Annotated in this window: 15 protein-coding genes; 9 read left to right on the top strand and 6 right to left on the bottom strand. The window is 66.3% G+C overall.

What is annotated here, in order from left to right:
- Positions 1–340: 340 nt before the first annotated feature.
- Together LWF15_RS33665 and LWF15_RS33660 are read right to left on the bottom strand one after the other, a co-directional pair.
- Complete coding sequence (locus LWF15_RS33665) at positions 341–724, bottom strand: type II toxin-antitoxin system VapC family toxin (protein WP_232815049.1); 384 nt, start codon at positions 722–724, stop codon at positions 341–343.
- Entirely contained in the window at positions 724–972 is a 249-nt protein-coding gene (locus LWF15_RS33660) for a type II toxin-antitoxin system Phd/YefM family antitoxin (RefSeq protein WP_352396726.1), read from the bottom strand. The genes LWF15_RS33665 and LWF15_RS33660 overlap by 1 nt, the downstream gene beginning before the upstream one ends.
- 149 nt (positions 973–1,121) lie before the next feature.
- Here LWF15_RS33660 and LWF15_RS33655 point away from each other — a divergent pair, with 149 nt between their 5' ends.
- The 7 genes from LWF15_RS33655 to LWF15_RS33625 all read left to right on the top strand — a co-directional run bounded on the left by LWF15_RS33655 (position 1,122) and on the right by LWF15_RS33625 (position 10,631).
- Positions 1,122–1,928, top strand: a complete 807-nt coding sequence (locus LWF15_RS33655) for a hypothetical protein (protein ID WP_232815047.1) — start codon at positions 1,122–1,124, stop codon at positions 1,926–1,928.
- Between the two features lie 143 nt (positions 1,929–2,071).
- Positions 2,072–2,857: a hypothetical protein gene (locus LWF15_RS33650; protein ID WP_232815046.1), complete on the top strand. Its 786-nt coding sequence runs from the start codon at positions 2,072–2,074 to the stop codon at positions 2,855–2,857.
- Positions 2,854–4,005, top strand: a complete 1,152-nt coding sequence (locus tag LWF15_RS33645) for a helix-turn-helix domain-containing protein (RefSeq protein WP_232815045.1) — start codon at positions 2,854–2,856, stop codon at positions 4,003–4,005. The genes LWF15_RS33650 and LWF15_RS33645 overlap by 4 nt, the downstream gene beginning before the upstream one ends.
- Before the next feature lie 12 nt (positions 4,006–4,017).
- Positions 4,018–5,475 carry a DUF3375 domain-containing protein gene (locus LWF15_RS33640; protein ID WP_232815044.1) on the top strand — a complete coding sequence of 486 codons (1,458 nt, stop codon included), beginning with the start codon at positions 4,018–4,020 and terminating at the stop codon, positions 5,473–5,475.
- On the top strand, positions 5,472–6,095 hold the full coding sequence (locus LWF15_RS33635) for a DUF4194 domain-containing protein (protein ID WP_232815043.1): 624 nt from the start codon (positions 5,472–5,474) through the stop codon (positions 6,093–6,095). The genes LWF15_RS33640 and LWF15_RS33635 overlap by 4 nt, the downstream gene beginning before the upstream one ends.
- Complete coding sequence (locus LWF15_RS33630) at positions 6,088–9,456, top strand: ATP-binding protein (RefSeq protein ID WP_232815042.1); 3,369 nt, start codon at positions 6,088–6,090, stop codon at positions 9,454–9,456. The genes LWF15_RS33635 and LWF15_RS33630 overlap by 8 nt, the downstream gene beginning before the upstream one ends.
- A complete protein-coding gene (locus tag LWF15_RS33625) occupies positions 9,453–10,631 on the top strand; it encodes a Wadjet anti-phage system protein JetD domain-containing protein (RefSeq protein ID WP_232815041.1) in 1,179 nt (392 codons plus the stop codon). The genes LWF15_RS33630 and LWF15_RS33625 overlap by 4 nt, the downstream gene beginning before the upstream one ends.
- A gap of 384 nt (positions 10,632–11,015) precedes the next feature.
- On the opposite strand, the gene LWF15_RS33620 is transcribed toward LWF15_RS33625, so the two are convergent.
- Together LWF15_RS33620 and LWF15_RS33615 are read right to left on the bottom strand one after the other, a co-directional pair.
- Positions 11,016–11,237 (bottom strand): hypothetical protein, encoded by a 222-nt coding sequence (locus LWF15_RS33620; RefSeq protein ID WP_232815040.1) that lies wholly within the window; start codon positions 11,235–11,237, stop codon positions 11,016–11,018.
- Between the two features lie 287 nt (positions 11,238–11,524).
- Positions 11,525–17,440 carry a DUF3320 domain-containing protein gene (locus tag LWF15_RS33615; protein ID WP_232815039.1) on the bottom strand — a complete coding sequence of 1,972 codons (5,916 nt, stop codon included), beginning with the start codon at positions 17,438–17,440 and terminating at the stop codon, positions 11,525–11,527.
- A gap of 418 nt (positions 17,441–17,858) precedes the next feature.
- On the opposite strand from LWF15_RS33615, the gene LWF15_RS33610 reads away from it, so the two are divergent.
- Positions 17,859–18,419, top strand: a complete 561-nt coding sequence (locus tag LWF15_RS33610) for an SMI1/KNR4 family protein (RefSeq protein WP_232815038.1) — start codon at positions 17,859–17,861, stop codon at positions 18,417–18,419.
- Positions 18,420–19,006: 587 nt separating this feature from the next.
- Here the strand turns inward: LWF15_RS33610 and LWF15_RS33605 are convergent.
- Both LWF15_RS33605 and LWF15_RS33600 read right to left on the bottom strand, forming a co-directional pair.
- Complete coding sequence (locus tag LWF15_RS33605) at positions 19,007–19,429, bottom strand: DUF6880 family protein (RefSeq protein ID WP_232815037.1); 423 nt, start codon at positions 19,427–19,429, stop codon at positions 19,007–19,009.
- Positions 19,430–19,586: 157 nt separating this feature from the next.
- Positions 19,587–20,183: a hypothetical protein gene (locus LWF15_RS33600; protein WP_232815036.1), complete on the bottom strand. Its 597-nt coding sequence runs from the start codon at positions 20,181–20,183 to the stop codon at positions 19,587–19,589.
- A 213-nt stretch (positions 20,184–20,396) separates the two neighbouring features.
- On the opposite strand from LWF15_RS33600, the gene LWF15_RS33595 reads away from it, so the two are divergent.
- The gene (locus LWF15_RS33595) at positions 20,397–26,633 is read left to right on the top strand and encodes a protein kinase domain-containing protein (protein ID WP_232815035.1); all 6,237 of its coding nucleotides are present in this window, start codon (positions 20,397–20,399) and stop codon (positions 26,631–26,633) included.
- Positions 26,634–26,635 lie beyond the last annotated feature (2 nt).

Genomic DNA, 26,635 nt, shown 5'->3' with positions numbered 1-26,635 from the left:
CCAGCTGGCGTAAAGGCAATGTCATTGGCTCGCGAAGGAAGCCGTCGAAGCCCTCCGACCGGGAGCCAATGGCCCCCAGGAGACGAAAAGCCACACGCCTCAGAACCATTTCACGGCGGCCATCCGTTAGGAACGGTTGTTAACCGACCTGCCATGGCCTCGCGCGAGCGAACTGACGGAAGTCCGGGTCACTCGGTGACCGCTTGTGCCAGCGCAGGACTTCACGAGACCGGGTGGAAGGATTTGTCGGGCACCGCTATGAATGTATCCGGCCCGGTGCACCACGCCGCTGGTCCCGTGCTCCTCGCGTTGCTCCTGGGTGGCCCGGGGCACCGCGTAACTACAGCGAGATCACCTCCACCAGATCTTCGAGACCCCGGAAGTCATCCGGATTACGGGTGTAGAGGCAAGCCTCATGAGCATGGGCAGTGGCTGCGATCATCAGATCTAGAGATCGACCGCGCGGTTGCCGACCGATCTCGACCACCCGAGCAGCCAGCCGCCCGTAGCTCTCGGCCACCGCGTCGTCCACCGGCAACGGATCAAATCGCCGCTGCAAGGCGTTCACCCGGGCCAACCGCTGGGCCCGAGCATCTGAACTCTTGGCGACCAGAATCCCGAACTGCAGCTCAGCCATACTGACTACGCTGATCGCCAGCCGCCCGGGGATCGGGGCGAGGTCATCGGCGATCAGAACACTGGTGTCCAGGACACCGCGTTCCATCACCTCTCCCACGGGTCGACGACGGACTGATCGACAAGGTCGCGATCAGACGCCCAGTCCGCATCCACGGGACGGCGGAAAACATCCGCCACCTGTTCCCAGCTGACCCAGGTGTTGCCCCCTCCCAGTGGGCCGAGCACAGCAGCCGGGCGACCCGCCACGGTCACCGTGACCTGCTCACCCTTCTCGGCCCGCCGGACCAGGTCACTGGCGTTCTGACGAAGATCACGCAACCCGATTTCCTCCACCTAATAAATGTAGCACTTGTGCTACTCGCCTCTCGATATCGACTCCGGCGGGGAAGCGGGATGTCGACGCCCCGCATGCAGTCTGCACCTCTTGGCGCACTGAACTCGGACAAGCCGTTTCCAGGTCGGATAATCCGTATTCTAGCAGTGTGGGATCTTCAGAGGACGAACCAATCGGATGGTGGCGCAGGTTCTGGCCGGGCTCAGGTCATCGGTGGCCCCACATACATCGCACCGTCTACGCCGGCTGGGCGGCGCGGGGCCGCATCCTGCTCCTGCGGCTCGTCATCGTCGTCGGCCTGTCGGTCTGGCTGGTTCTGCGGGCGGTCGGCCTCATCGACGACGACCCGCACGCCGCGGTCTTCGTCGTCATTGCACTGCTCCCTCTCGCCGAACACATCCGCTCGCGCTTGAGCACTCGGGGCATCCGGCGTCGGTGGCGCAGCGAGGCCCGCCCGCAGTGGCGCCCCCAGGGCCGGATCGACGCCGACCTTGACCAACTGCTGCGCGAGGGTCTGGGCGCGGCCCTCGAACAGGACGGCCCCCGGATCCGGCGGGCCGCCGCCGACGTCGAAGCGCTCGGCCTGGACGTGACCCGGCACTTCCGGGAGCTCCTCGTGGCCGTCAATGCGATGGCCCTGTACGCAGTCTGCGGCGAACGCTGGCCGAACAGAGACGAACTGAAGAGCCTCGCGCAGGAGTTCTCGCAGGCGCACCCGTACCTGGAGATCCCCGCCGACCGGATCCAGTACTTCGTCACATGCCTGCCGAAGACCAACCCGACGTCGTCCACGTTCATCAGCAGCGAGCTCCTGCCCATCGGCTTCGCTTTCGCCGCCTGGCTCCTGAGAAGCTTCCCCAAACCGGCCAACCTGGGAGCCTGGAACTTCCTCAACGAGATCGAGGACGCCCTCAGCACCGGAGAGGGACGGTTCCCGGACGTGGTGCTGGTCTAGCAGGCCGCCCGCAGGGTCCGGGAGAGCGGTGACGTGCTGATACGAGCCGCTCAGTTGCATGGAAGGACGCAACCTCGAGGGCAGTCAAGCCGCTCTGGTTCATTTTTCTACACTGAATACTGTTCGAAGGGTATGGTTGGCTCGTGCTGGGGGAAGACGAAGTCATCAGTGCGCTCCGCGGTGCGGGCGTCCTGAACGCCGTGCAGTGGGCCTTCGACGCGGCGGTGCGCCGGTCTCTCGATGACTACGTCCCCAGAGCCGGATACGACGAGCAGTGGCTGGGCCAGACGCGGTACGTGCTCTTCCGCGATCGCCTGGATCGGGTCTTCGGCTGCCAGAACTACGGCGTCGGCCCGGGAGACGAGCAGTTCGGTGAGGACGAACTCTTCGCCGAACTGTCTCCCCTCGACCGCACGAGCATGCCGCGGCTACCCGCAGGCACCGTTACCCGCGACGATCTCAACGGCAGCCCCGGCTGGACGTTCGCGACGTGGCGCCTGCTGCTGACCTCAGGCGAGCTCGGCCGGCTGGACTACGTCCCCTGGTCGCAGAAGAGTCCCACCAAGCAGGCGGTGGCCCGGCAGTCGGGCAAGGTGGACCCTCGCCAGGGCGCGCTGTTCGACGCCGAAGCACTCATGGAACAGCCGGAGTCCGAGGTGAAGCTCGACAAGCACACCTTCGTGATCGCCCACGCCCTGGATGCCGTGGCTTCCTCGTCAGAGCTTGCCGTAGGCCTGCCGCGGCAGGGCTTTAGGGGTGAGAAGACCTGGCACTGGCTGCATTTCCTGGACACTGGCCTGGACGGCACCGGTACGCGAGACGATGTTCTTGATCCGGCAGGGCCGGCTGCCCCGGCCAGCGAGCCGCTCGTGAAGCGGCGGGCCCCCAGCAGCGAGGGTAACGCCCGTCGTGCTAGTGATGAGCGGTGACCTCACGCAAGTCTCCCCCCGATCGTGCTGTCGACGTCGCCCCGCGCTTCGACGGGGCAAGGCTTACCCTGGCCCGGCAGCTTGCGGGTCTTCGCAAGAGTGACCTGGCCGGGGTGCTGGACAAGACGCCGACCGCGGTGGCCGGCTGGGAGTCGGGAGCGAAACGGCCCACCGCGGCAACGGTGGCTCAGCTGGCCCTGCGTCTCTCGGTCGATCCGGGATTCTTCGCTGTTCGCCCCGATGACATCGCAGCCCTCAGCAGCACCCCGCACTTCCGCTCGCTGCGTTCCACCCCCCAGCTCGCCCGTGACCAGGCGTTCGCCTACGGGCAGCTGGCAGTTGAGATCACCAGCAGCCTGGAGCGTCATGTCGAGTTCCCCGACCCGGACGTTCCCTGTTCTCCCGTGAGTGACACCGAAGGTGACGGGCCCGAGCGAGCCGCGCAACTCGTCCGTAAGCAATGGGGGCTGGGCGCCGAGCCGATCGGCCATCTCGTCCGTCTTCTCGAAAGCCACGGCATTCTGGTGGTTTTTAGTCCCGAGCAGGCGGCTTCGGTGGATGCCTACTCGTTCTCCAGCGCCCTGCGGCCGATCGTGGTGCTCAACCCGATCAAGCGGGACTACTACCGGCAGCGCTTCGACGTCGCCCACGAGCTCGGCCACCTGGTCATGCACGACGACGCCGAGCCCGGTGGCCGGATCGTCGAGGACCAGGCCAACCGCTTCGCCGAGGAGCTGCTCATGCCAGCCCGCACGATCCGTGAGGTCCTTCCCTCCAGGATGGGCGCCCAGGCATGGACGGATCTGGCTCGGCTGAAGGAGCAGTGGGGCGTGAGCATGCAGGCGCTGTTGTACCGGGCCCGGCGGTTGGGACGGCTCAGCGACGTGTCGTACCGCAACGCCATGAACACGGTCACGAACCGGGGCTGGCGCCGGAAGGAACCCGGGCTGATCAGTGTCGTCGAGCACCCATCGCTGCTGTCCAAGGCCGTAGCCATGCTCGCGGCCGAGGGCATCGGGGAGGAGAAGCTGATCGGGCAGTGCCGCGTCCCGCAGGGCCTGTTCCGGGTCGTGACCTCGCCGACGCCCTTCCCCATGACCCCGGTGTCGGAGACAGCCTCGCAGCACGGCGTCGTCTCGCTGCTGTGATCAGGAGAGCGCATGGACTACGACCAGATCGAGCAGTTACGCATCCACCACCCGGCCTGGAGGCTGCTGAAGGCCGACAACGCTGCTCTGGTCCTGGCCTTCCTGGGGCAGGTGTTCGTGAACGAGAACGTGCGCTCGATCGAGCGCACCGCTCTGGAGACCCGGCTCGACGATCTGCTCTTCGCCCTGCGTGAGCACCTGGGTGACGATGCCTTCCCCAAGACCTCCCGGGCTTACCTCGACGACTGGGCCGCCCCCGGCAATGCCTGGCTGCGCAAGTACTATCCGGCCGGGTCGGAGGCGGTCCACTTCGACGCCAGTGCCGATCTGGAGAAGGCCGTCGCCTGGGTTCACAACCTGCCGGCCCGCAGCTTTGTGGGTACCGAGTCCCGGCTGAACACCGTGTTCGAGCTGCTGCGGCAGATGGTTCACGGAGCCGAGACGGATCCCCAGACCCGCCTGGCCGAACTCCGGGCCCGCCGCGCCGAGATCGACGCGGAGATCGCCCGGGTCGAGGCCGGTGACCTGCCGATGATGGAGCCGGCCGGCCTGCGCGACCGCTACCAGCAGCTGTCCGCCACCGCCCGGGAGCTGCTGTCGGACTTCCGGCAGGTCGAGTCGAATTTCCGCCAGCTCGACCGGCAGTTGCGTGAGCAGATCGCCACCTGGTCAGGGACCAAGGCCGGCCTGCTGGACGAGGTGCTGGGCAGCCGCACCAGCATCACCGAGTCCGACCAGGGCCGCAGTTTTCACGCCTTCTACGACTTCTTGCTCTCCCCCGCCCGCCAGGAACAGTTCGTCGACATGCTGACCCGGGTGCAGGAGATGGTCGAGATCGGCGAACACGACCCGCGGCTACGGCACATCCACCATGACTGGCTGGCCGCCGGCGAGCGCACCCAGTCGACGGTGCGGCAGCTGTCGGAGCAGCTGCGGCGTTTTCTGGACGATCGGGTCTGGCTGGAGAACCGGCGGGTGGTCGACCTGCTGCACGGCATCGAATCCGTCGCCCTGCAGCTGCGCGAGCATGCGCCGATCACCTTCGAGAGCGAGATCGACGGCAGTGCGCCGCAGATCGCCCTGCCGATGGAGAGACCCCTGTACCGTCCCGCCGCGCGTTCGGCGATCGTCAGCGACCAGGTGCACGAGGCCGATGACGAGGTGGACGCCTCGGTCCTGTACGACCAGGTCATGGTGGACACGCAGGAACTTGCTTCGGGGGTGCGGCAGATGCTGCAGGGCCGCGAGCGCATCCCGCTGCAGGAGGTACTGGTGGTCCGGCCACTCGAACAAGGGCTGGCCGAGCTGGTCGGATACCTTTCGCTGAACGATCCGGGCTTCGACGTGCGTTTCGACGAGTCACGCAAGGAATACGTCAGGTGGGAGGACGACGGGGTGACCAGGCAGGCAACGCTCCCCTCGGTCACTTATGTACGGGCGGTCGGGGCGCCGAAGGAGGAGCTGGAGTGAGTACGTCCCCGGTTCCCCGCAGCGAGCTCAACTTGCCGCTGGCTGTCACCTCTTTGATGAAAGGGGTGGTGTACGAGGATCTGCATCCGCAGGTCTGGCGGCACCTGGTGCCTCTGCAGGCGCAGATCCGTGATCATGTTGCGGTCATCGGTCTGACCCTGGCCATCGACCCGTCCGAGGGGTACGCCTTTCTTCGGCAGTTACCGGACGACGAGAACGCCGAAGGTGCTGCCGTGCCGCGGCTGATTCCCCGGCGCCAGCTGACCTTTCACCAGAGCATCCTGCTGGCCCTGCTCCGCAAACGGCTGGCGGAGTCCGACGCCGCCGATGGTGACACGCGGTGTGTGCTGACCCGTGAGCAGATCCTCGAGATGATCACGCTGTTCCTTCCGGCGGGTAGTACCGAGGCGCGGATGACCGATCAGGTGGACGCCCTGATCGGCAAAGTGGTCGAGCTCGGGTTCCTGCGGCGGCTGAAGGAACAGGACGACTCGTACGAGATCCGCCGCATCCTGAAGGCGTTCGTCGACGCGCAGTGGCTGGCTGGGGTGCAGGAGGGGTTGCAGCGTTACGCAGCCGAGCTGGGCATCCCGACCGCGCAGGGAGAAACGCATGGTTGAGGTCGTGATCGCACCGTCCTCGGGGTTCCGGCTGCGCCGCCTGGAGGTCTGGAACTGGGGCACCTTCCACCACAAGGTCTGGTCGCTGGAGATCGCCGGCGGGCACGCCCTGGTCACCGGCGACATCGGCTCGGGGAAGTCCACGCTGGTCGACGCGGTGACCACGCTGCTGCTGCCGGCCAACCGGATCTCGTACAACAAGGCGGCCGGTGCGCAGACCCGCGAGCGCGATCTGCGCTCCTATGTGCTCGGCCATCACAAGTTCGAGCGCAACGAGCTGACCGGCAATTCGCGCCCGGTCGCTCTTCGCAGCCCTGGCCACGACTACTCGGCCTTGGTGGCGGTGTTCGCCTCCGGCGAGGCGGTGGTGAGCCTGGCCCAGGTGTACTGGCTGAAGGAGGGGCAGGCCGGTCAGCCGGAACGGCTGTTCGTGGTTGCTGATCGTGAACTGTCGATCGCGGGGGATCTGGCCGGTTTCGGTTCGGAGATCGCCGCGCTCAAGCGACGCCTGAAGAAGCAGCCGGGCACCGGCGTCCATGATTCTTTCCCGCCCTACGGCAACGATTTTCGCCGCCGGATGGGGATCGCCTCGGATCAGGCAATGGAACTGTTCCATCAGACGGTCTCGATGAAGTCGGTCAGCAATCTGAACGACTTCGTGCGCACCCACATGCTGGAACCGTTCGACGCCGACCGCTGGATCAACCAGATCCTGCTGCACTTCGAGGACCTGACCCGGGCCCACGACTCGGTCGTACGGGCCCGGCGCCAGCTCGACGCGCTGACTCCGATACTCGACGAGGGTTCGAAGTACGACGATCTGAGCGCCCAGCAGGCCCAGCTCGCTCAGGTCCGGGCTCATCTTCCGTTCTTCACCGCGGCTCGCCGGCTGGAGGCCTTCGCCGCTGAGGCCGAAGCCGGACAGAAACGTATTGACGTCCTCGCCGAGGAATCTCGGCAGCTCACCAAGCGTTCCGGAGAGCTCGACAGCCAGCGCGAACAGCTTCAGCTGCAGCGCGCCGGACTGGGTGGCGATCGGTTGCACGTGCTGGAAGAGAGCATCACCAGGGCGGTGTCTGAACGCGAGCGTCGCCGGGCGGCGGCTGAGAAGGTGAATGAGCTGCTGGGCCGGGTCGAGCTGACGCCGGTCACCGACGCGCGAGGGTTCGCGCAGATGCGCGAGGCTCTGGACGGGGTCAGGTCCGGGTTCGAGACTGCCAGCGCCGAGGTCGACAACCGGCTGACCGACATTGCCGTGGAACAGAAGGAGATCAAGTCCGACAGCGACGAGATCCGCGACGAGCTGGCCAGTCTTCAGCAACGGCGCAGCAATATTCCCCGGCGCAGCCTGCAGCTGCGTGATCAGCTGTGCGAACACCTCGGTGTGGGAACCGAGATGCTGCCGTTCGCCGGGGAACTGATTCAGGTCCGGGAGGACGCGGCGGCCTGGGAAGGTGCCGCCGAACGCGTCCTTCATGGTTTCGGTCTGTCGTTGCTGGTCCCGAACAGCCACTACGGTTCGGTGGCGGCCTGGATCAACGATCGTCATCTGGGTGTCCGGCTGGTCTACTACCGGGTGCCGGCCATCCTGGCGGCCACCCATCGTCACCAGGTTCCTGGTCCGGAAACGCTTTTTCACCGGCTGGAGATCAAGTCCGACAGTGAGTTCTACGGCTGGATCGAGCGCGAGCTGTCTACCCGGGCGGCTCATGTCTGTGCTTCGACGATGGATGCTTTCCAGCTCGCGGAGCGCGCGGTCACCGTCACCGGCCAGATCAAGGAGGCTCGCCGGCACGTCAAGGACGACTCCAAGGCAATCGACGACCGCAGGAACTACGTGCTGGGCTGGAGCAACCAGGCCAAGATCGACGCTCTGCTGGCCCAGGCTCTGCTGCTCAACAATCGGCGCCAGCAGCTGGTCGGCGAGCAGAAAAGCCTGGCGGACCGACGTGAGGCGCTGCGCCGTCAGGGAACCGCGCTGGACCAGCTCGACGTCTACCAGACGTATGACGATCTGGACCACGTGTCCGCCAGCCGGCAGATCGCACGCGATCAGGCCGAGAAGGATGAGATCGAACGTTCCTCCAAGGATCTGGAACGCATCACCGACCAGCTGAAGAGCGTTGCCGAGGAGTTGGGTGCGCTCAACGAGCAGATCCAGCAGGGCAACCGGGACCTGGGACGGGCTCACGCCGACCTCGAACGCGCCGAAGCTGGGCAACGGGAATGTCTGGACGTGCTCCAGGCCGACGAGGACGTTCCGGAACCGGAGGGGATGAGCACCTACGTTCCCGATCCGGGCCCGGCCACGGCCGACGCCTGGCAGAACTGGGAGCGCAGCACCGGCGACAGGGTCACCGGCGAGATCGATCGGCGCCAGAAGCTCCTGCGCGCCTGCGACAGCAACCTGGTCCGGCTGATGAGCGCCTTCCGCGAGGCGAACCGCACCGAAACCGTAGACATGGATGCCTCGGTGGAGGCGCTGGGCGACTTCCGGGCCATGCACCACCGGCTGCTGCAGGACGATCTGCCCCGGTTCGAAGCCGAGTTCAAGAACTTCCTCAACACCAACACCATCCGCGACATCGCCATGTTCCGCTCGAAACTCGCCCAGGAAGAAGAACTGATCCGGGAACGCGTGGGCCGGATCAACACGTCCCTGAACGACATTGACTACAACCCGGGCCGCTACATCACCCTCGAGACCACCCGCACCCCGAACATCGAGATCCGCGACTTCCGCTCCGAACTGCACGCCTGCACCGACGATGCGCTGGGCGGGGACGGCGAGCAGTACTCCGAGCAGAAGTTCCTTCAGGTGCAGAAACTCGTGGAACGCTTCCGCGGCCGGGCCGGCCAGGTCGACGCGGACAAGGGCTGGACCAGGCGGGTCACCGACGTGCGCAACTGGTTCGTCTTCTCGGCCTCGGAACGTCACCGGGACGACGACAGCGAGTTCGAGACGTACACGGACTCGGCCGGCAAATCCGGTGGGCAGAAGGAGAAGCTCGCCTACACGATCCTGGCTGCATCACTCGCCTATCAGTTCCAGCTCGACAGCGAGCAGGACAAGACCTTCCGCTTCGTGGTCATCGACGAGGCCTTCGGACGGGGGTCGGACGAGTCCACCCGGTTCGCGCTGACCCTGTTCCGCCGGATCGGTCTGCAACTGCTCATCGTCACGCCGCTGCAGAAGATCCACGTGATCGAACCGTACGTCGACGCCGTCGGTTTCGTGGAGAACAAGACCGGCAGCAACTCCCGGTTGCAGACCCTGACCATCGAGGAGTTCCGCACGCGGCGTGAACTGCACCGCATGGTGGACGTCAGCAAGGTCGAGACGGTCGAGACAGTCTCGTGAGGACGCTGTCGCTGCCGCGGGGTGTCCGGTGGGCAACGAAAGATGACGTCGTCAGCGTCCTGCGTACCCGGTGGGCGGCCGGCACCGACCTCACCGAACTGGCGCTTGGCTCGGCCTGGGAACCACTTGTCATCGGTCTGCGGCCGCCCTCTGCGGCCCAGTACGCCGACGACTTCGACGCGGTACAGGCCTGGGCGAACCGCTGGCGGGCCCGGCTTCCGGCCGGACTGCACGTGCAGTGGCAGGTCGTCGGTGGGCGACGATCCGGCGCGGTTCAGCTGCCGGTCCGGGCGGTCATCGAAACGCGGGAGGTCCTGTGGCGTCTGCTGCAGGTCGAAACGCAGGTAAGCCTGTTCGAGAAGATCCTGGCCCAGGTGGCCTCGGACCTCCCGGATGCCCGTACGTGGGTCGCCCGTCATCCCCAGCGAGTTCTTGCCGTAGCCCCGCACTGGAGCTCGTTCATCGCGGTTGTCCGCTGGGTGCGCGACGCCATGCCGACCGGTGCCTGGATCCGCCAGGTCGACGTCCCGGGGGTCGACACCAAGTTCGTCGAGGCACACCGGGAGACCCTCGCCGCGCTGCTGGAGGTGTGCCTTCCACCGGAACGGATCTTCACCGGCAGCTCGTTCGCCCAGCGCTACGGCTTCGCGGTCAAGCCCGCCTACGCGCGACTACGCCGTCCTGACGGAACGCACCTGCTGCCTGGCGTCTCGGAGATGGCCGTGCCGGTTTCCGAACTCAACGCCCTGGATCTGCCCGGACAGGTCTTCGTGGTCGAGAACGAGACGACCTACCACGCGTTCCCGCCCGTCCCGGACACTCTGCTGTTTCTCGGCTCTGGTTACGGGGTGTCCCGACTGCTGCAGGTCGACTGGCTGGCCCACCGGCCGGTGACCTACTGGGGAGACCTGGACACCCACGGATTCGTCATGCTGGACCGGCTGCGAGCGCGTTTCCCGCAGGTGCGGTCCATGCTCATGGACCGGACCACGCTGCTGGAGCACGAAAGGCACTGGGGCGTGGAGGACTCGCCGGTCAACGCCCACCTGGAACATCTGAGCGCCGACGAGGCGGCACTGTACGTCGATCTGGTCGAGGACCGGTATGCGGTCGGGCTGCGGCTGGAGCAGGAACGCATCCGGTTCGGGCGGGTGCTGGCCGCGGTGGGCCTCTGAACCTCACACGAGTCGACCACGTTCTCAGATTGGACTGGTAAAGGCGGCCTTGCCTCCCACCACGAGAAACCTTCGGGCGTCGACCGCCCGGTTTCACCGATCCGCCGAGCGCCGAGCCCGCTTCCCATAACGCTGCCGCGCAGCCTCGCCCGAGGTGCCGAGCAGGTCACCGATCGAACGCCACGAATACCCAGAAGTATGCGCTTGCCGTACAAGTTCGGCGAGTGTTCGCTCGGCGTCAGACCTGGCCAGCACTGCCTGACGGAGTGCCGTCAGTGTTTTCGGATTCTCGAGCTACCGATGTGCCGGGCTCAAGAGTCTCGAACCGTGCAGCCAACTCGTCGGCATGGTCAAGGATCTCTTGCACGGTCCGTGGCATCCGGATCACCTCAGGAAGTTTGAACGGGCGGACATCGCATGCGCGATTACCGTGGCCAAATCCCCTTCGACCACACCAAAGTCAGGCAGCCTCGCCGATTGGTCCGGGCCGACGAACATCCGCAGCCCGTCATCGACCTCGACGATACGGATGGGATTCGCAAACACGTGCAGCCTGGCTTCATCCTTCGCCCCGTGCTTGCGAGCGCTCCCAGCGATGATCGGCACCACCAACCTCAACCCCAACAGCCGGCACGGCCGGACAGCCGTTCACAGTTCGGAATACCCGTACCATCAGGGGATACGGTATCCCAACGACGGACCGACGCACCTCGCACCCTGGCGATCGGGGACCCCCCTCTGCTGCCGGAGCGCTCCGTTCGCCATGGCGGTTCCGGCCTGACTGCCCGCCGACACGGAGATGCCATTCCCGGACTGCGGTACCGCGAGCAGTTACAGGCCGTCCGTCGTCAGCTCGACGGCATCGACGCCAATGGTCAGCGGCAGGAGGACGGCTACCGCTCGACAACCAGAAGCAGACCGTGCTGCTCGATCATCCGGCCCTGCAGCAGACACTTCTCCAGCGCGATCGAGAGCCGCTCCTCAGCCTTGTCAGTCATCTGCCGCGCCCCGAACACGCCCAGGACCTCGCGCAGCAGCTGTTCGCGCGGCAGCCCCGCGGTGAAGCGGGCGATCGCCACCATGGCGTTGCCGATCTCATGACGGTCGATCTGCTCGAGCGGGCGCGGTTTCACGCTCCTCTGACGCCGGAACGTTGTCCACGTGTCTGGCATGAGACCGGCCGGCCACAGGAACGGCTCCTCAGGGTCCTTGAAGTACAGGGCCGGCAGGTGGGCGTAGATCTTCTCCGCCCGGGCGGCAACCAGCCGGTTGATGCCGAAGGCCGCAGCAACCAGCCGGGCCAGACGCTCCCGATGTATGGGTCCTTCTGCTTCCACGATCTCGTCGATGAGCTGAGCCACGGCCGGCAGGAGCGCCGGGAGCCGGTCGAGTGCCTTCCGGTCCCCGATGACTCTCGGCTGCCAGGGTGTGTAGGTCTCCTGTCCTGGAAGGGCCTGGTGGGAGCCAATAATGCGGGGCAGCAACGGTCGTCGCGCCGGAAGATTGGCCGGCGTGACCGGTGGTCCGACGATCAGCAGGTCCGCGTCCCGCGCGGCGGCTCGTACGGGGCTCGGGCCAGCAGCTGGCCTGGTCCGTGCAGGACGAGCCTGGGCTGCCGCGCGGGTAGCGGCCTCCAGACGGTCAAGGACGTTCTCCGGCGAGACCAGCCACTCCGGCAGCCAGACCCGTTCAACGGCGGGCCAGCCCAGCATCTTGGACAGTACCTGCACCGGTAGCCCGTCCCGGTCGCTGACCGTCTTGCGGTGCCGCCATTCCTGGCCGTCCAGGAGCACGGCCACCAGGAAGGTCTGTGGATCGTCGGGCCAGGCCACAGCCAGCTCGACCCTGAACTCCGACAGGCCGAACACTTCCTGAACGATCAGGCCCCGCCCGCGCAGGGCTCGCGCCAGCTGCTCGCGATGCTTGTCCGGGGCGGCTGCCGAGGCCACACTGCTGGCCAGAACCTGGCTGTCACCCGCGGCGATGTCCAGGTAGGCGCGCAGGTGCTGCAGGCCGGCCGAGGACGTCTGCTCAACCTTGAGCTGACTCGGGGTGAACGAGCTGAAGACCATCACCTGACGTCGGGCCCGGGTGATGGCCACGTTCCAGCGCCTCTCCCCGCCGAACCAGACCAGCGGCCCGAAGTTGCGCGGCAGGGAACCTTTCTCGTTCGTGCTGAACCCGGTGGAGAACAGAATGGTGTCGCGCTCGTCGCCCTGGACGTTCTCCAGGTTCTTGATGAACAGGCTTTCCGGCCCGCGGGCGTCGAGGGCCTCGATCAGACGCTCGTCCTTGCTGTCGCGGATCAGGTCCTCGATGTGGGCCCGCTGCGGCGCGTTGAACGTGACCACACCAATGGACGGTGGTGTCTCGGTCGCGTCGAACCGTCGCCGGATCTCGGCGACCACGGCTTGGGCCTCCTGGGGGTTGGTCCGCTTCATCTTTCCCCCGGCAGTACGCAGGTAGGTGCCTTCGACAGGGACCAGGCTGATGCCGCAGTCCGTGCCTGCCGTGTTCGGGGTGGGGAACGAGGACAGCCGTCCCTCGTAGTATTTCAGGTTGCTGAAGGCGATCAGGGACTCGTCGACGCTGCGGTAGTGCCACGACAGCCACTTCTGCGGCACCCGGGCCTCGACGCACTCGGTGAGGATGCTCTCCTCATCGGCCGGCGCTGTCGTTGCCTCAGTCGCTACGGCGTCATCGTCGTCCTCGTCGCCCAAGGACCTCTGGGCGAACGAGGTGGGCGGCATCTGCTTGCTGTCGCCGACGACCACCACGGCCCGGCTACGTCCCATCGCGCCGATGGCGTCAGCCACCCGGATCTGCGAAGCCTCGTCGAAGACCACCAGGTCGAAGATCTGCTCCCCGCCCGGGAAGAATCGCGCCAGCGAATCCGGGCTGACCAAAACGCAGGGCATGATCTCGGTGACCAGCTCGCCGTACTCAGACATCAGGGCGCGAACGCCCAGTCCCTTGCGCTGGCGCCGGATCTCCTTCCGCAGGGCTCCGGCCTTTCCGGTGGCCGTGGCGGCATCGAACGTGCGGCGCTCCAGCACCTGTGCAGGCAGAGCAGTCTTCAGATGCTCACGGACCCTGGCAGCTGCCGTGGTGAAGCGCACCACCGCACGGTTGTGGGCCTCGGCGTCGAAGACGTCCAGCCGGTTCGCCTCACCGCGCTCGGTTCGTGCGGCGAGTGCCAGCCCTCGCTCGAAAGCTGCGGCGGCGTCGTCGGCCAGGATGGAACCGGTGAGCAGTTCGTCGTAGGCCTGTTCCAGACGCATCCCCCACAGGGGGGCCAGAGCCTGCCTGAACGCCACCCACCGCCGCAGGCTGAGCAGGGCGTGATCCCACAACGCCCGCCCCGCGCTCGTCTCACGCCAAACCGCCGGCAGTCCTGCGTCACCACTCCACCACAGCAGGAGCTCCGGGGTCGAGCCACACTCCCCCAGGAGCGCCTGAACGGCGCCGGCCGCCTCGTCGATCGCATCCGCCGCCGTGTCGTCGATCTGCTGTGCCAGCGCTGGAAGGAGCCGCAGTTGCTCGATGAACTGCTGCCGTTGCGGATCGGCGGAGGCCGGGTCCACTGCCTGACCCAGTGCGCCCAGCCAGCTGACGTGATCGCGGACGATCGCCAGCCCGTGCTCGGTGAAGGGGTTCCAGCCAGCGGGGATGTCGATCCCCGGAATGCTGCGTGCCCGCTGGGCAAGTGCCCGGACGTCCTCGCGCAACTGCAGTAGGTCGCCGGTCAGCTCAGGAAGGTCCCTGCCCCTGACGTCAGCCTCTGGCCATAGCACCGGCTCGAGCCGGATCTGCACGTCACGCAGCCGTCTGGCTCGTCCAATGACGCTCGACTCCCCCGCCTGCTGAGCCTGGGCATGAATGTCGTCCAAGGGCAGGTCGAGCACAGCCGGCAGTACCAGCTTCAGCACCGGATGGCCGTTCGTGAAGAACGAGTCGAGCTCACCCAGCAACTCCCCGCAGGCGAGCTGCCAGCGCTGGCTGCGCGACTCGTCCATAATGTCGAGCGGGACGGCACGCCCCCTGATGACCGTGCTCAGGTCCGAGAAGTCCTCGACGGTGCGCACCACAGCCAGCACGCCGGCCAGAGGACCGTCAGCCGGTAAACGACCAAGGCTGTCGTCGACATGCTGCGCGGCCTCGCGCATCCGTTCGACGTCCAGGCTCGCAGCATCGTCCAGGAGCAGGAACCCCCAGGGATGCTGCCGCTCCGGACGGGCGACGTCGGCCGTGTCCGGCAGTACCCGCAGCAGATCACGGACGGCTTGTACCTTGGCCGCCACGTCCGGCGTGTGCAGGAACTCCCGAGGCACTGCCAGCACGGGACCGTCGCCCAGCGCGATGAGCTCGGTGTGAGCCGAGTAGAAGGAATAGTCAACAGCATTCGGCTCGTGCAGCCCTCGCGCGTACCGGGCCAGTGCTCGACGTGAGGAGCGCAGATCCTGCTGGGCAGCACGCAGGTCCTGCTCGTCCACCACGACCTGGTGGTTCAGGGACTGGCTGATCTGGGCCCGGACGTGCACCGGCTTGCTGCTCTTGTCGTGCAGGTCGAGGCAGAACGGCCCCATGCCGACCTCGTCCAGCCGCCGGCGCACCACGTCCAGGGCCGCTCGCTTCTCGGCGACGAAGAGCACCCGCTGCCCTTCGACCACCGCACGGGTCAGCATGTTGGTGATGGTCTGGGACTTTCCGGTCCCCGGAGGTCCTTCCAGCACGAACGTACGCCCGCCTACGGCATCGGCCACGGCGCCCAACTGCGAAGCATCACCCGGCAGCGGGCACACGGCGTCCAGCTCGTCCAGATCCACCGTGGCCTGCTGCCGCTGCGTGGGGTCCTCGAAGGGTTCGGACGGCTGGTGCATCAGATGGTGGACCAGCGTGTTCGCCGACAGCTGCTCCCAGTTCTCGTCGAGGTCCTTCCACAGCCGGAACTTCGCGAACTGCAAGGTCGCGAGCTCGGCACTCGCCTCCACCCGGTACGGCAGTCTCTTGTCGGCAATCGCCACCCGCAGGGCCCGTACGGCTGCATCCAGGTCGATCCCGGCACCGTCGGCGGCCGGTTCGGCGAGCCCGGGCACGCGCAGACCGTGCTCCTGAAAAAGCTTCTCCAGCAGGCAGAAGTTGGGCGTGCTGGTCCCGCTCTCGTCCAACTCCAGGTGGTAGCCGCGGGCCTGGGGCCGACGGGTCAGGCGCACCGGCACCAGGATGAGCGGCGAGCGCAGGTCCGTCCCGTCGGGCTTCCACAGCAGCGTGCCGAGGGCGAGGTAGAGGTTGTTGGCACCGATCTCGTCAATGTTGGTGCGGGAACTGTGGGTCAGGGCCCGCAACCGCTTCTCGTACTGGGCGTCAGCCAGATTGGTGTACAGCTGGCGGTTGCCGTCGAATCTTTCGCTCAGGTGCTCCTGAGGCAGGTGGGCACTGCGTGTGGCGCCGCGCGCCCGCTGGATCTCATCCAGCTGGTCGGAGGGCAGCAGCTGCAGGGCATCGCCCTCGTGCAGGGTGTCCTCCACCCGCCCCAGCTGCCCGGTCGGCACGCGCAGGGCCACGGTGTGCTGCTCGGGGCAGTGGATCAGGCGGTTGCTCCGGCTCAGGTCGAGCAGCACGTTCTTCCATGCCTGCACCCGGGCCGGGATCCTTGTGCCCGTAGATCCGATTGAGGACGAGGGTGCGCTGCGTTCTCGGGGCATCGGCGCCGAGGAGTGTTTCTGGGGTTCGTAGACGATGACCTGGACCTGACCGTCGTCGCGACGCACCCGGGAGGGCAGCGCGAGGATCCCGCCGCGGCGTGCGGCCCAGACGTCGGTCACTCCGTAGACCGTGGAAAGGTCTCCGGTCAGGTACTTCTCGTACGGGTCTTGCGAGCTGCGATCGAAGACCCCCGGCTGCGCCGATCCCGTCAGCATCGTCGTCTCGACCAAGCGGATCTCACCGAGGTCGATCCGGTTGACCAGGTCGCTGACGTCGGTCTGGGTGATCGTTCCCAGACTCTTCTCCTGGCGCCAGTACCCGAGGAAGGCGTGCCCTTCGACGATCCACAGCAGAGGCCGGATCCAGGCCTGCTCCAGCAGCGCCGCCATGACCACGGTCGTATCGAGGCAGGTCCCCAGCCGCCCCTCCAGGACCTCCTGCGGTGAACGAACCTTCTGCCCGTCGTCGGCCCAGCTGGCCGGCGGCATGCTGTAGCTGATCCGCCGGGCCTGCACGGCCTCGAAGATGGCTTGAACGGTGGCATCCACGCGTTGGGCATCGCGCTGGTAGCCGCACAAGGCCGCGCTGCCGGTGCGCCTACGCAGGATCTCCGAGGCCTCGTTCAGCAGCGCCGCCACCGACGGGTCGTTGGGCATGACGAACGCTGCAAGGATCTCGAAGCTGAGGTGCGCGACTCGCTGGTCCCTGAGCCACTGCCGGGCCGCGAGCAGCCGGATGGGCTCGGCCCGCTGCGCCAGCAGGTGCCCGTGCCACTCCACCTCGACGATCAGTTTGCCGGGCCGCTGTTCCTCGATCTGCAGCATCACCGCCGGATCGAGCTGCACGTCCACGGACTCGACCCTCATCCGGCGGTTCGCCACCAGGTCGACCACCTGCTCGAACGGCCGTGTGACCTGCCCCTGCTCGTCCTGGATCAGGACCCGCAGGACTGCCCCCGGCCGATCGGCCGGGCTGGTCAGCAGCACCTGGTCGACCACGGGGATCTCGCTGTTGGCCATCGCGTAGCTCAGGACCCGTTTCGCGGTGACGTCGATGTTCACCGTGGTGGTCGTCGTGGGGCCGGCTACTGCATGGTCGGGCATGAGCCGAGCGTAGATCGGTGATCATGAATACGTTCGAACAAGGGACAACTTGTGACACATGACGCGCAAAAAGACCGTCGCGCACGCCACGCCAAGTCCCCGCTCGCAGGGGCGGGGTCTCTTCCGGATCGCTTCGAGGTCTCCGGCGCCCTTGAACGCATCGCCCGCCTCTGCGTCCTTCTCGCTGCAACTGGAAGGCGTACCGAATGCGGACCTTGCTGGCGGCCCCGCCCCGCAGATGATCAGCGTCACCGTGTGCCGACGGGCCGGCCTACTGATAGATGGCCGCCCGCGTTTCGCGTTCTTGCCACGCGGATGTCGCTGTCGCTCATGAGTGACGGGGCCAGCGACGAGCTGGAAGCGTGGCACGATATCCGCGATCTTGACGATAAGCCTGAAGGAACAGGGGCGAGGCGCAATGACTGTCGAAGGAACACGGTCCGAAGCCCAGTGGCGGCTCTACCTCGCCGAATACAGTGTCGAAGTGCTGGAAAGCGCCGACGAGAACGCAAACCTGGAGATCAGCGATCAGCAACGGGCGGACCGCTGGCTCGGGTTCGACGGCGCGGACACAGATCAACTGGCCGAACTGGAGCAACGCCTGGGCATCGGACTGCCGCCGAGCTACCGGACATTTTTGGCAGTCTCTGACGGCTGGCTCGAGCTGGGCCCGTTCCTGTGGACGATGCGGACCACCGGCGAGGTCGGCTGGGCACGGGACACGGACCCGCTGCTACACAGCCTTCTTCAGCACGAGCAGGACGAACTGGCGGGCCTCGCGGACCGTGCGCTGCTCATCTCCAAGCAAGGAGACGCCCAGTACTGGATACTTGATTCCGGCGATGTGTCCGCTGCCGGGGAATGGGCGGCCTACACCTGGTCCAGCTGGCATCCAGGGCCGAGCGGCCGGTTCGAGTCGTTCGCGGCACTGGTAGATGCCGCACGTGCGTCGGCCAAGTACCTCAGGGAAGATGACTAGTCTTCGGGCGTGAGGGCGGATCCCAGGTTTCCCCGGGATGGTGGACTTGAGGTATCAGGACCGGACGTCGGTGCCCTCCAGAGCGAATCGGACCGAGTCTGCCTGCGCGATGACCGGCCAACCGTTCTGGGTGGTGGAGCCAGCGGCCCGGACAGCGCCGACGCTGGCCGGCACCCGGACCAGCACTTGACATCCCAAACGGCCGAAAGCCACCCAGGATCAGAACCTGACACTGGAGACCGACCGCACGGACGGTGTGCCCTACTTCAATGCGGGCTCCTCGAGAGACGACGCCATCGGTAGAAGGTGTAGGCAGCCAGCGCGCCGGTGACGGCGAGGGCCAGGAACAGCAGCGGGTTGAACCACCACACGGTCAAGGAGTGCCGGGTGCCGTCGGCGAAGCAGCACTCGTTGACGATCGGGAAGAATCACTGGTGGAGGGCCGGCCGGGAGGGACCCCTCGGGACATCTGTCCGAGGGCGTCTCGAGGGTGGCGAACGTGGCGACCAGCATGCCCCACGTAGAGGATGGCGGTGCCCCCGCGGATCCCAGCGTCACGCCCAGAGGGAGCCAGACGTCCCCGCGGTTCATTCGCGGAGCCGCAGCTCGGCAGTGCGCTCAAGACGGTTGCTGCTGTCCCACCGGTCGCCTGGGCGGGGACCCAGCTGATCACGGACCTCGCCCAGCCGGGCCCGGCAGGTCTTCATGCCGACCGCGCCCAGCCCAGGGGCGTAGGCAACAGGGCCGAGCTTGAAATAGTCGAACTCACCCTCGAACTGGAACTTGATCATCCAGTCCACCAGCCGGGCCGTCGGCACCTTGGCCGCGGCCGCTGCCTTCGGGTGCAGCGCGAGCAGGCGACGGCAGGCGTCGCCGATGATTCCGGAGGAGTCGTCGGCCCGGGCGATCACGGTGATGGCTGAGGCCAGAGCCTTGTGGGTGACCGTGTAGACCTCGCCCGGCACGGTCGCCAGGACGGCGGCCTCGACTATGTCGATTGCCTGATGCATCTGCCGGGCCGTGCTTGCTAGCAGCGCTCCAGCGGTGCCGGTCGGCGCGGGTACGGATCAGGGGTAGTACGTCATCGGCCAGCGAGGTCATGCATCTATTCTTCGGAGAGGGCAGGCCAGCTCGGTACACCACCGCCTATTGACGCTCGCCGAAGACTTATCCGCCAGAGGCCTCCTTTCCTCGCCGAACGCGCTCAGCCACTCGGGCGGCATCTAGCGTGCAGCCCCTGGCAACAGCGAAAACAGTGGCTGGGTCGTCCTCCAACTCACCGTTGCTGTTGCCCTTGATGCCGAAATGGAGGATCTCCGGGAGCCGGACGCTGGAATGCGTGAAGCTGATCGAGCCGTCTGGGGCATAGGCGTGGCTGACCGTGGGGCTTACGTGAAGAGCCCGAAACAAGGTGAGCGCCTCACCGAGCATGCCAATCTCGAACGAGAGGTCGTCCTCACCGTCATCGGTCGCCGCCTCTACTCGCCAGGTCAGCTCTTCACCGAGGCGCTCCGGGGTCCAGTGAGAAACGTCTTCGCCGAGCAGCGTCGACAGGATCGCGATCGCTTCTTGGAGCTGGACCCTCGCCAGTAGGAGTGTCGCAGCCCCTGCCCAGTCGTCAGAAGGTCGCTCGGCCAAAGGATGCTTGTCATGGTCGCCGTAACCAGTTTCGGCTTCTATCAGCTCGCGTGCCTCACCCGCCATCAGGAACGTCTCGCTCGACGTGACCGGGATCGACGTGCGTACTCCCCCAAACCAGGACATGACCAGATTCTTCCAGAAGAACCGCTCAGCACTCAGCCATTACCTCCGCCGAACGCTGGGACCGTCCAACCGTGCATGACTATACGGTTCCTGGTCGTTGACTTTGTCAACGGACAATCGTTCACAACCGATGAGAGCTCGTGTACAGTCGCTCTTCGTGGCCCCACGTACCGACACCTACGGGGCAGCGCCAACACAGGCACGGGAGAGACTGTGAAGCTCGAGAAGCTGGGCGACCGCTTCAAGATCGTAGGCGTTCTGGGCAAGGGCAACATGGGCGAGGTTTACCGTGCTGAAGACCAGACGGTAGGGCCGACCGACCCGGATTATGTCGTCGCCGTCAAGGTCGTCCTGCGCACCAAGTCCGGTGCCGACGTGACTACCCAGGACGACGAGGCGATCAAGCGCTTCGAGCGCGAAGCTCGCATCATGCGCCGCCTGTCGCATCCGAACCTTCCACGCTTCGTCAGCGGCGCGGTCGACGTGGCCCAGGGGCGGCCCTTCATCGCCATGGAGTTCGTGGAGGGCCACACCCTGCGCACCGTCTCCGACGAGGTTGGCCAGATGCCCGTGAGCTGGGCAATCGCGCTGGGCGCCCAGATGGCTGCGGGCCTGGCCGCCGCCCACGCTGCCGATGTGGTCCACCGTGATCTTAAGCCGGCCAATGTCATGCTCCAGCCGGGGGGCCTAGTCCGAGTTCTGGATTTCGGGATGGGCCGGATCACCGAGGATCAGGAAGCTGGGAAGCTGACGGGCACCGGGATTACCCTTGGCACCGCTCGATACATGGCTCCCGAGCAGTTCAAGGCGTCCGCCGTCGGCCCGGCCGCCGACCTGTATGCCCTTGGCTGTGTCCTGTACGAACTGCTGACCAGCGGCCCCCCCTTCACCAGTCAGTCGGCTCATGAGCTCGGTCTCCAACACCTGAACGAAGATGTGCCGCCCTTAGCTCTGCTGCGGCCCGATGTGCCCACGGCGCTCCGTCGTCTGATCGGCGAGCTGCTGGCCAAGGAGCCCGAGAGCCGTCCTGCCGACGCCGGCTCGGTCCGCCAGCACCTGCTGGACCTTCTTCCCGAGGCCACCGAGCCGGCGCCGGAGGGTTGGGAGGCGTATAACCCTGTCCTCTGTCTCCAGAAGGGGATGACCCGGGTTCTGACGCCGCAGCCTTCCTTCAACAAAGACGCCCCAGTCGCCGCGCCCGCTTTGGGTGGCATGGATGTCTTCCAGCTTCACGAGAAGCTGATCAAGGACTACCGCAGCTTCACCGAGGGCGCGGCCCCGATCCGCGACGATCGGATCGCCCAGTTCGTCGAGGAACAGCTCGACGCGAAGACGCAGTGGCCAGATCCGTGGCTCTCGCTCAACCCCTGGTTCGCAGACGGCGGTTCGGTGAACGCCCTAGTTCGGGACAAGGTGCTGCACGAAGAGACGGCCCGTATTTTCCAGGCGGGCAAGCAGGACGGCAGCACCACCTGCGACGGCCGGCCGATCTCGCTGTACCGGCACCAGCGCGAGGCCATCGACATTGCTGCGCAAGGCGCTTCTTACGTCCTCACCACTGGCACCGGTTCGGGCAAGTCGCTTTCCTACATCATTCCGATCGTCGACCGCGTATTGCGCAACCCCTCCCCCAAGGCCAAGGTCCGCGCCATCGTGGTCTATCCGATGAACGCACTGGCCAATAGCCAGCTGGGTGAGCTGGAGAAGTACCTCCGCAACGGCTACGGCGCCGGCAACGAGCCGGTGACATTCGCTCGGTACACGGGCCAGGAGAGCGATGAGGCCCGACGCAAGATCCGTGAGAATCCGCCGGACATCCTTCTGACTAACTACGTAATGCTCGAACTGATGCTCACCCGCCCGGACGACCGGGATGCCCTGATCCGGATGGCCCAGGGCCTGGAGTTCTTGGTCTTCGATGAGTTGCACACCTACCGCGGTCGCCAGGGCGCTGACGTGGGCCTGCTGATCCGCCGGGTTCGCGAGGCCTGCGAGACCGGGAACCTGCAGTGCGTCGGCACATCCGCAACGATGTCGAGCGAGGGGACATTTGCCCAGCAGCAGAAGGCCGTCGCGGAGGTCGCAAGCACGCTGTTCGGTACCGAAATCCGCCCTGAGCACGTGATCGGCGAGACCCTTATCCGCGGCACCGCGACCAGCGAGGTGACGCCCGGCCCCGCGCGTCTGAAGGCGACGTCCTCCCCACAGAGCTACTCCACCCTGGTCGAGGACGACCTGGCACGCTGGATCGAGGGCCGTTTCGGGCTGACCGAAGACGAGGACGGCCGGATCGTCCGGCAAACACCCAGCACCATCGAAACAGCCGCCCTGGAACTGGCGGAGAAGACCGGTGTCACCCAGGACCAGTGCATCCAGGCCATTCGCCTCACCCTGCGGGCGGGTTCCCAGGCACGTCATCCGGTCACCGAACGTCCCCTCTTCGCCTTCCGGCTTCACCAGTTCCTGTCCAAGGGCGACACCGTTTACGTCACCCTGGAAGACCCGCTGATCCGTCATCGGACCCGCGACTACCAGCGGATTCAGCCTCACTCCAACGGAAAGATCCTGCTGCCGCTGGCTTTCTGCCGCGAGTGCGGACAGGAGTTCCTCACTGTCTGGCGCACTCGGCGTGAGAACGGCGACGGGTACGTGTACGAACCGCGGCGGGACACCGTCGGTACCGGTGGGCGTACCGATGACGGTTACCTCTATGTGGCCTCCGACGGACGTCCCTGGCCGGGGTCGCTGGAAGAGGTTCTCAAGGACCGGCGGTTGCCTGAGTCCTGGCTGGAGACGGACGTCGCCGGCAACGAGTCCGTCCGGGACAACTACCGGGACAAGCTCCCCCGCAAGATCTCTGTCGACGTCTACGGCAACGAAGGAGCAGGCGATCTGGAAGCGGCCTTTATCCCGGCGCCTTTCCGTTTCTGCCCCCACTGCCAGGTCAGTTACGAACAGGCCCGGGGCAAGGATTTCGCCAAACTGGCCACGCTCGACCAGGAAGGGCGTTCCTCAGCCACGTCTCTAGTCTCGTCATCGGTGGTCCGTTCGCTCAACGCGATGCCGGAAGAGACCCTCGGCAAGAAAGCTCGCAAGCTTCTTACTTTCGTCGACAACCGGCAGGACGCCTCGCTGCAGGCCGGTCACTTCAACGACTTCGTTCAGGTGACACAGCTTCGCAGCTCGCTCTACCACGCCTTGTGCGAGGCCGGGGACGAGGGATTGCAGCACGAGTACCTGGCCGACGCGGTGGTGGCAGCCATGGGGCTGCACCCGAACGACTATTGCGGCAAGGAAGAGCCCTCGCCGATGGTCGCCAAGGCTGCGGCCAAGACGGTCAAGGACGTGATCGCCTTCCGCCTGTATCTCGATCTGGAGCGGGGATGGCGGGTGACGATGCCCAACCTTGAGCAGACCGGCCTGCTCCGCATCGAGTACCCGGATCTGCCCTGGATCGCTGAGCAGGAAAAGCGCTGGCAGTCCCTGGCCGACCCGCTGGTCAAGGCCGACACCGCTCAGCGGGTCGAGATCATGGCCGCTCTGATGGACGAGTTGCGACGATCGCTGGCCATCGACGTCAGCTACTTCCGGGACGACTTCGACCGGCTTCGTGAGGCCAGCGAATCCCGGCTCACCGACTTCTGGATGCTCAGCAACGCCGACCGTCCACAAGTGGCGATCGCCTATCCGCAGTCCTCGGGCAAGGGCACCGACCCCACCGGGCTGTATCTCTCCGGCCGCGCAAAGTTCGGTAAATATCTGCGCCGCAGGCACTTCGATGGTCTCAGCATCGACGACACGCAGGCTGTGATCGTGGACCTGCTCAACCTGCTGGCCGACAGCGACATGCTCACCCGCGTCGAGGCCGCTCCGCCCCGCAATGGCGGCCCCCGCTTCGGTGCCCGCGCGAAGATGCCCACCGGCTACCGTGTGTCCGCAGCAGCGATGCTCTGGCGGGCCGGCACCGGCGAGCAAGGCGCTCACGACCCGCTGACCCGCACTTATGCCAGTGGCGACGGCCCGCGGGTGAACGCGTTCTTCCGCACGCTGTACCAGGACACAGCCTCGGATCTGCGCGATCTCTTCGCCCGTGAACACACTGCCCAGGTCGACCCGGCTGAGCGGGAGAACCGAGAGGAAGCCTTCCGACGAGCCGATCTGAAGCTGCTGTACTGCTCCCCCACCATGGAACTGGGCGTCGACATCAGCGACCTGAACGCGGTCATGATGCGCAACGTGCCGCCGACACCGGCCAACTACGCCCAGCGCAGCGGCCGAGCCGGACGCTCCGGGCAGCCCGCCCTCGTCGTCACCTACTGCGCCAACGGCAACAGCCATGACCAGTACTACTTCCGAAAGTCCGAGCAGATGGTCGCCGGCGCGGTCCAGCCGCCGCGCCTCGACCTGACCAACGAAGACCTGCTGCGCTCGCACGTCCATGCCCTCTGGCTGGCTGAGGCGGGACTGAAGCTGGGGCAGGCGATCCCCCGCGTGATCGACGTCGCCTACGACGACAACGCCCGGGTGCCCAATCCGCAGCTGCCCCTGCACGAGGACGTCCTGACTGCGATTGCCAAGCCGCAGGCCCGTGAACGTGCCCTGAAGTCAGCCACCGTCGTCTTCGGCACCCTGCTGGAGGAGCTGCACACGTCCACCAACTGGTGGGAGGACAGCTGGCTGGAGGACACGCTCCGGCAGGCGCCCGAGCGGTTCAACCGGTCCTTCGACCGCTGGCGTGAGCTGTTCCGGGCGGCTCTGGTGGACCAGGCCGAACAGAACCGCCGGGTACTGGATCACACCCTGTCGGACCGGGACCGCCAGACCGCCACCCGGCGTCGTCGGGAGGCCGAAACCCAGATCGGCCTATTGAAGAACGAGAGCGTGGAGAGCAAGTCCGTCCTGTCCGACTTCAATCCCTACCGGTACCTGGCCAGCGAGGGCTTCTTGCCGGGGTACTCGTTCCCGCGACTTCCGCTCGCTGCTTATGTGTCGTCCTCAGCCCGGCGCAAGGCACACGGGGACTACTTACAGCGGCCGCGGTTCCTGGCGATCCGCGAGTTCGGTCCAGGGGCGCTGATCTACCACGAAGGTTCGCGGTATCAGGTGACCCGGATCCAGCTGCCGCCGGAGACCGCCGGCGAGATCGTGATGACCTCTGCTGTTCGCTGCGGTCAGTGCGGTTACCACCATGACGCCGGCCCGAACGACAACGTCTGTGAAATGTGTGAGACCCCCTTGCCTGCGGCGAAGGACAACCTGCTGCAGTTGCACACGGTCTACACCCAGATCCGCGAGCGGATTTCTTCGGACGAGGAGGAACGGCGTCGGGCCGGATTCAGGCTGGTCACCTCCTACCGGTTCACCGGTCACGGCGACCGTCCCGGCCGACGCGATGGTCTGGTCACTCACGATGGCGAAAGCCTCGCCCGTGTCACCTACGGCGACTCGGCAACCATCCGAATCGTCAATCATGGACGTCTGCGGGCCAAGAAGGACGACCCGGAAGGCTTCTGGCTGGATCCGGCCTCCGGCGAGTGGATGAACGAGAAGGCAGCGTCCGAAGCTGCCGGTGACTCCAGCCAGATGCCGGTCATCGACTCCGGCGGCAACGAGAAGCGCCGTCGCAAGCGCGTCCTTCCGTTCGTCGAGGACCGGCGCAACGTCTTGGTCCTGGGCCTGGACGATCCACTGCCCTATCCGGTCGCGGCCACGCTGATGTACGCGCTTGAGCGCGGTGTGGAAGCTGCGTTCGAATTGGAGGATTCAGAGCTCACCAGCGAACTACTCCCTCCGGAGGAAGGCAACCGGGACCGGATGCTCTTCACCGAGGCGGCCGAGGGAGGCGCCGGCGTGCTGCGCCGGCTGCAGGCCGAACCCGGTGCCCTTGCCCAGGCTGCTCTCAAGGCCCTGGAAATCTGTCACTTTAGTCCGGACGGCGACGATCTGGGTGGGGCGGATCCGAAGCGTCCCTGCGCCAAGGGCTGCTACGAGTGCCTCCTGACCTACGGCAACCAGCTCGACCACGGCGTCATCGACCGCACCACCATCGTCAAGCTGCTGCTGCGGCTGGCCGGCTCAACCGTGCTGAGCACCGGGGCGGGTCAGTCCCGCTCCGAGCAGTTCGAGCAGCTGCAGAACAGCGCCGGATCCAGCCTGGAGAAGGAATTCTTGGCCTGGCTGAAGCAGGAGGGGCTGCGGATGCCGGACGGCGCCCAGGAATTGATTGAGCCCGCCTCCGCCCGGCCGGACTTCGTGTATCGCCTGCCCAAGGCGAGCGTGGCCGTCTTCATTGACGGTCCGGTCCACGACTACCCTTCGGTGGCCGAGCGAGATGCCGAGGCCGAGGAACGCCTGTACGACGCGGGCTGGGACGTGGTCCGGTTCCCGCATGGGGCCGACTGGTCCGGCATCGTCGACCAGCACGCCAGTTACTTCGGCAAGGAGCAGTAGAG

Source organism: Kineosporia rhizophila, from assembly GCF_021277265.1.
In the GTDB taxonomy this organism is placed as follows: domain Bacteria; phylum Actinomycetota; class Actinomycetes; order Actinomycetales; family Kineosporiaceae; genus Kineosporia; species Kineosporia rhizophila.
Note: the sequence above shows the minus strand (reverse complement) of the source record. Positions and strands in the feature narration are given on the sequence as shown.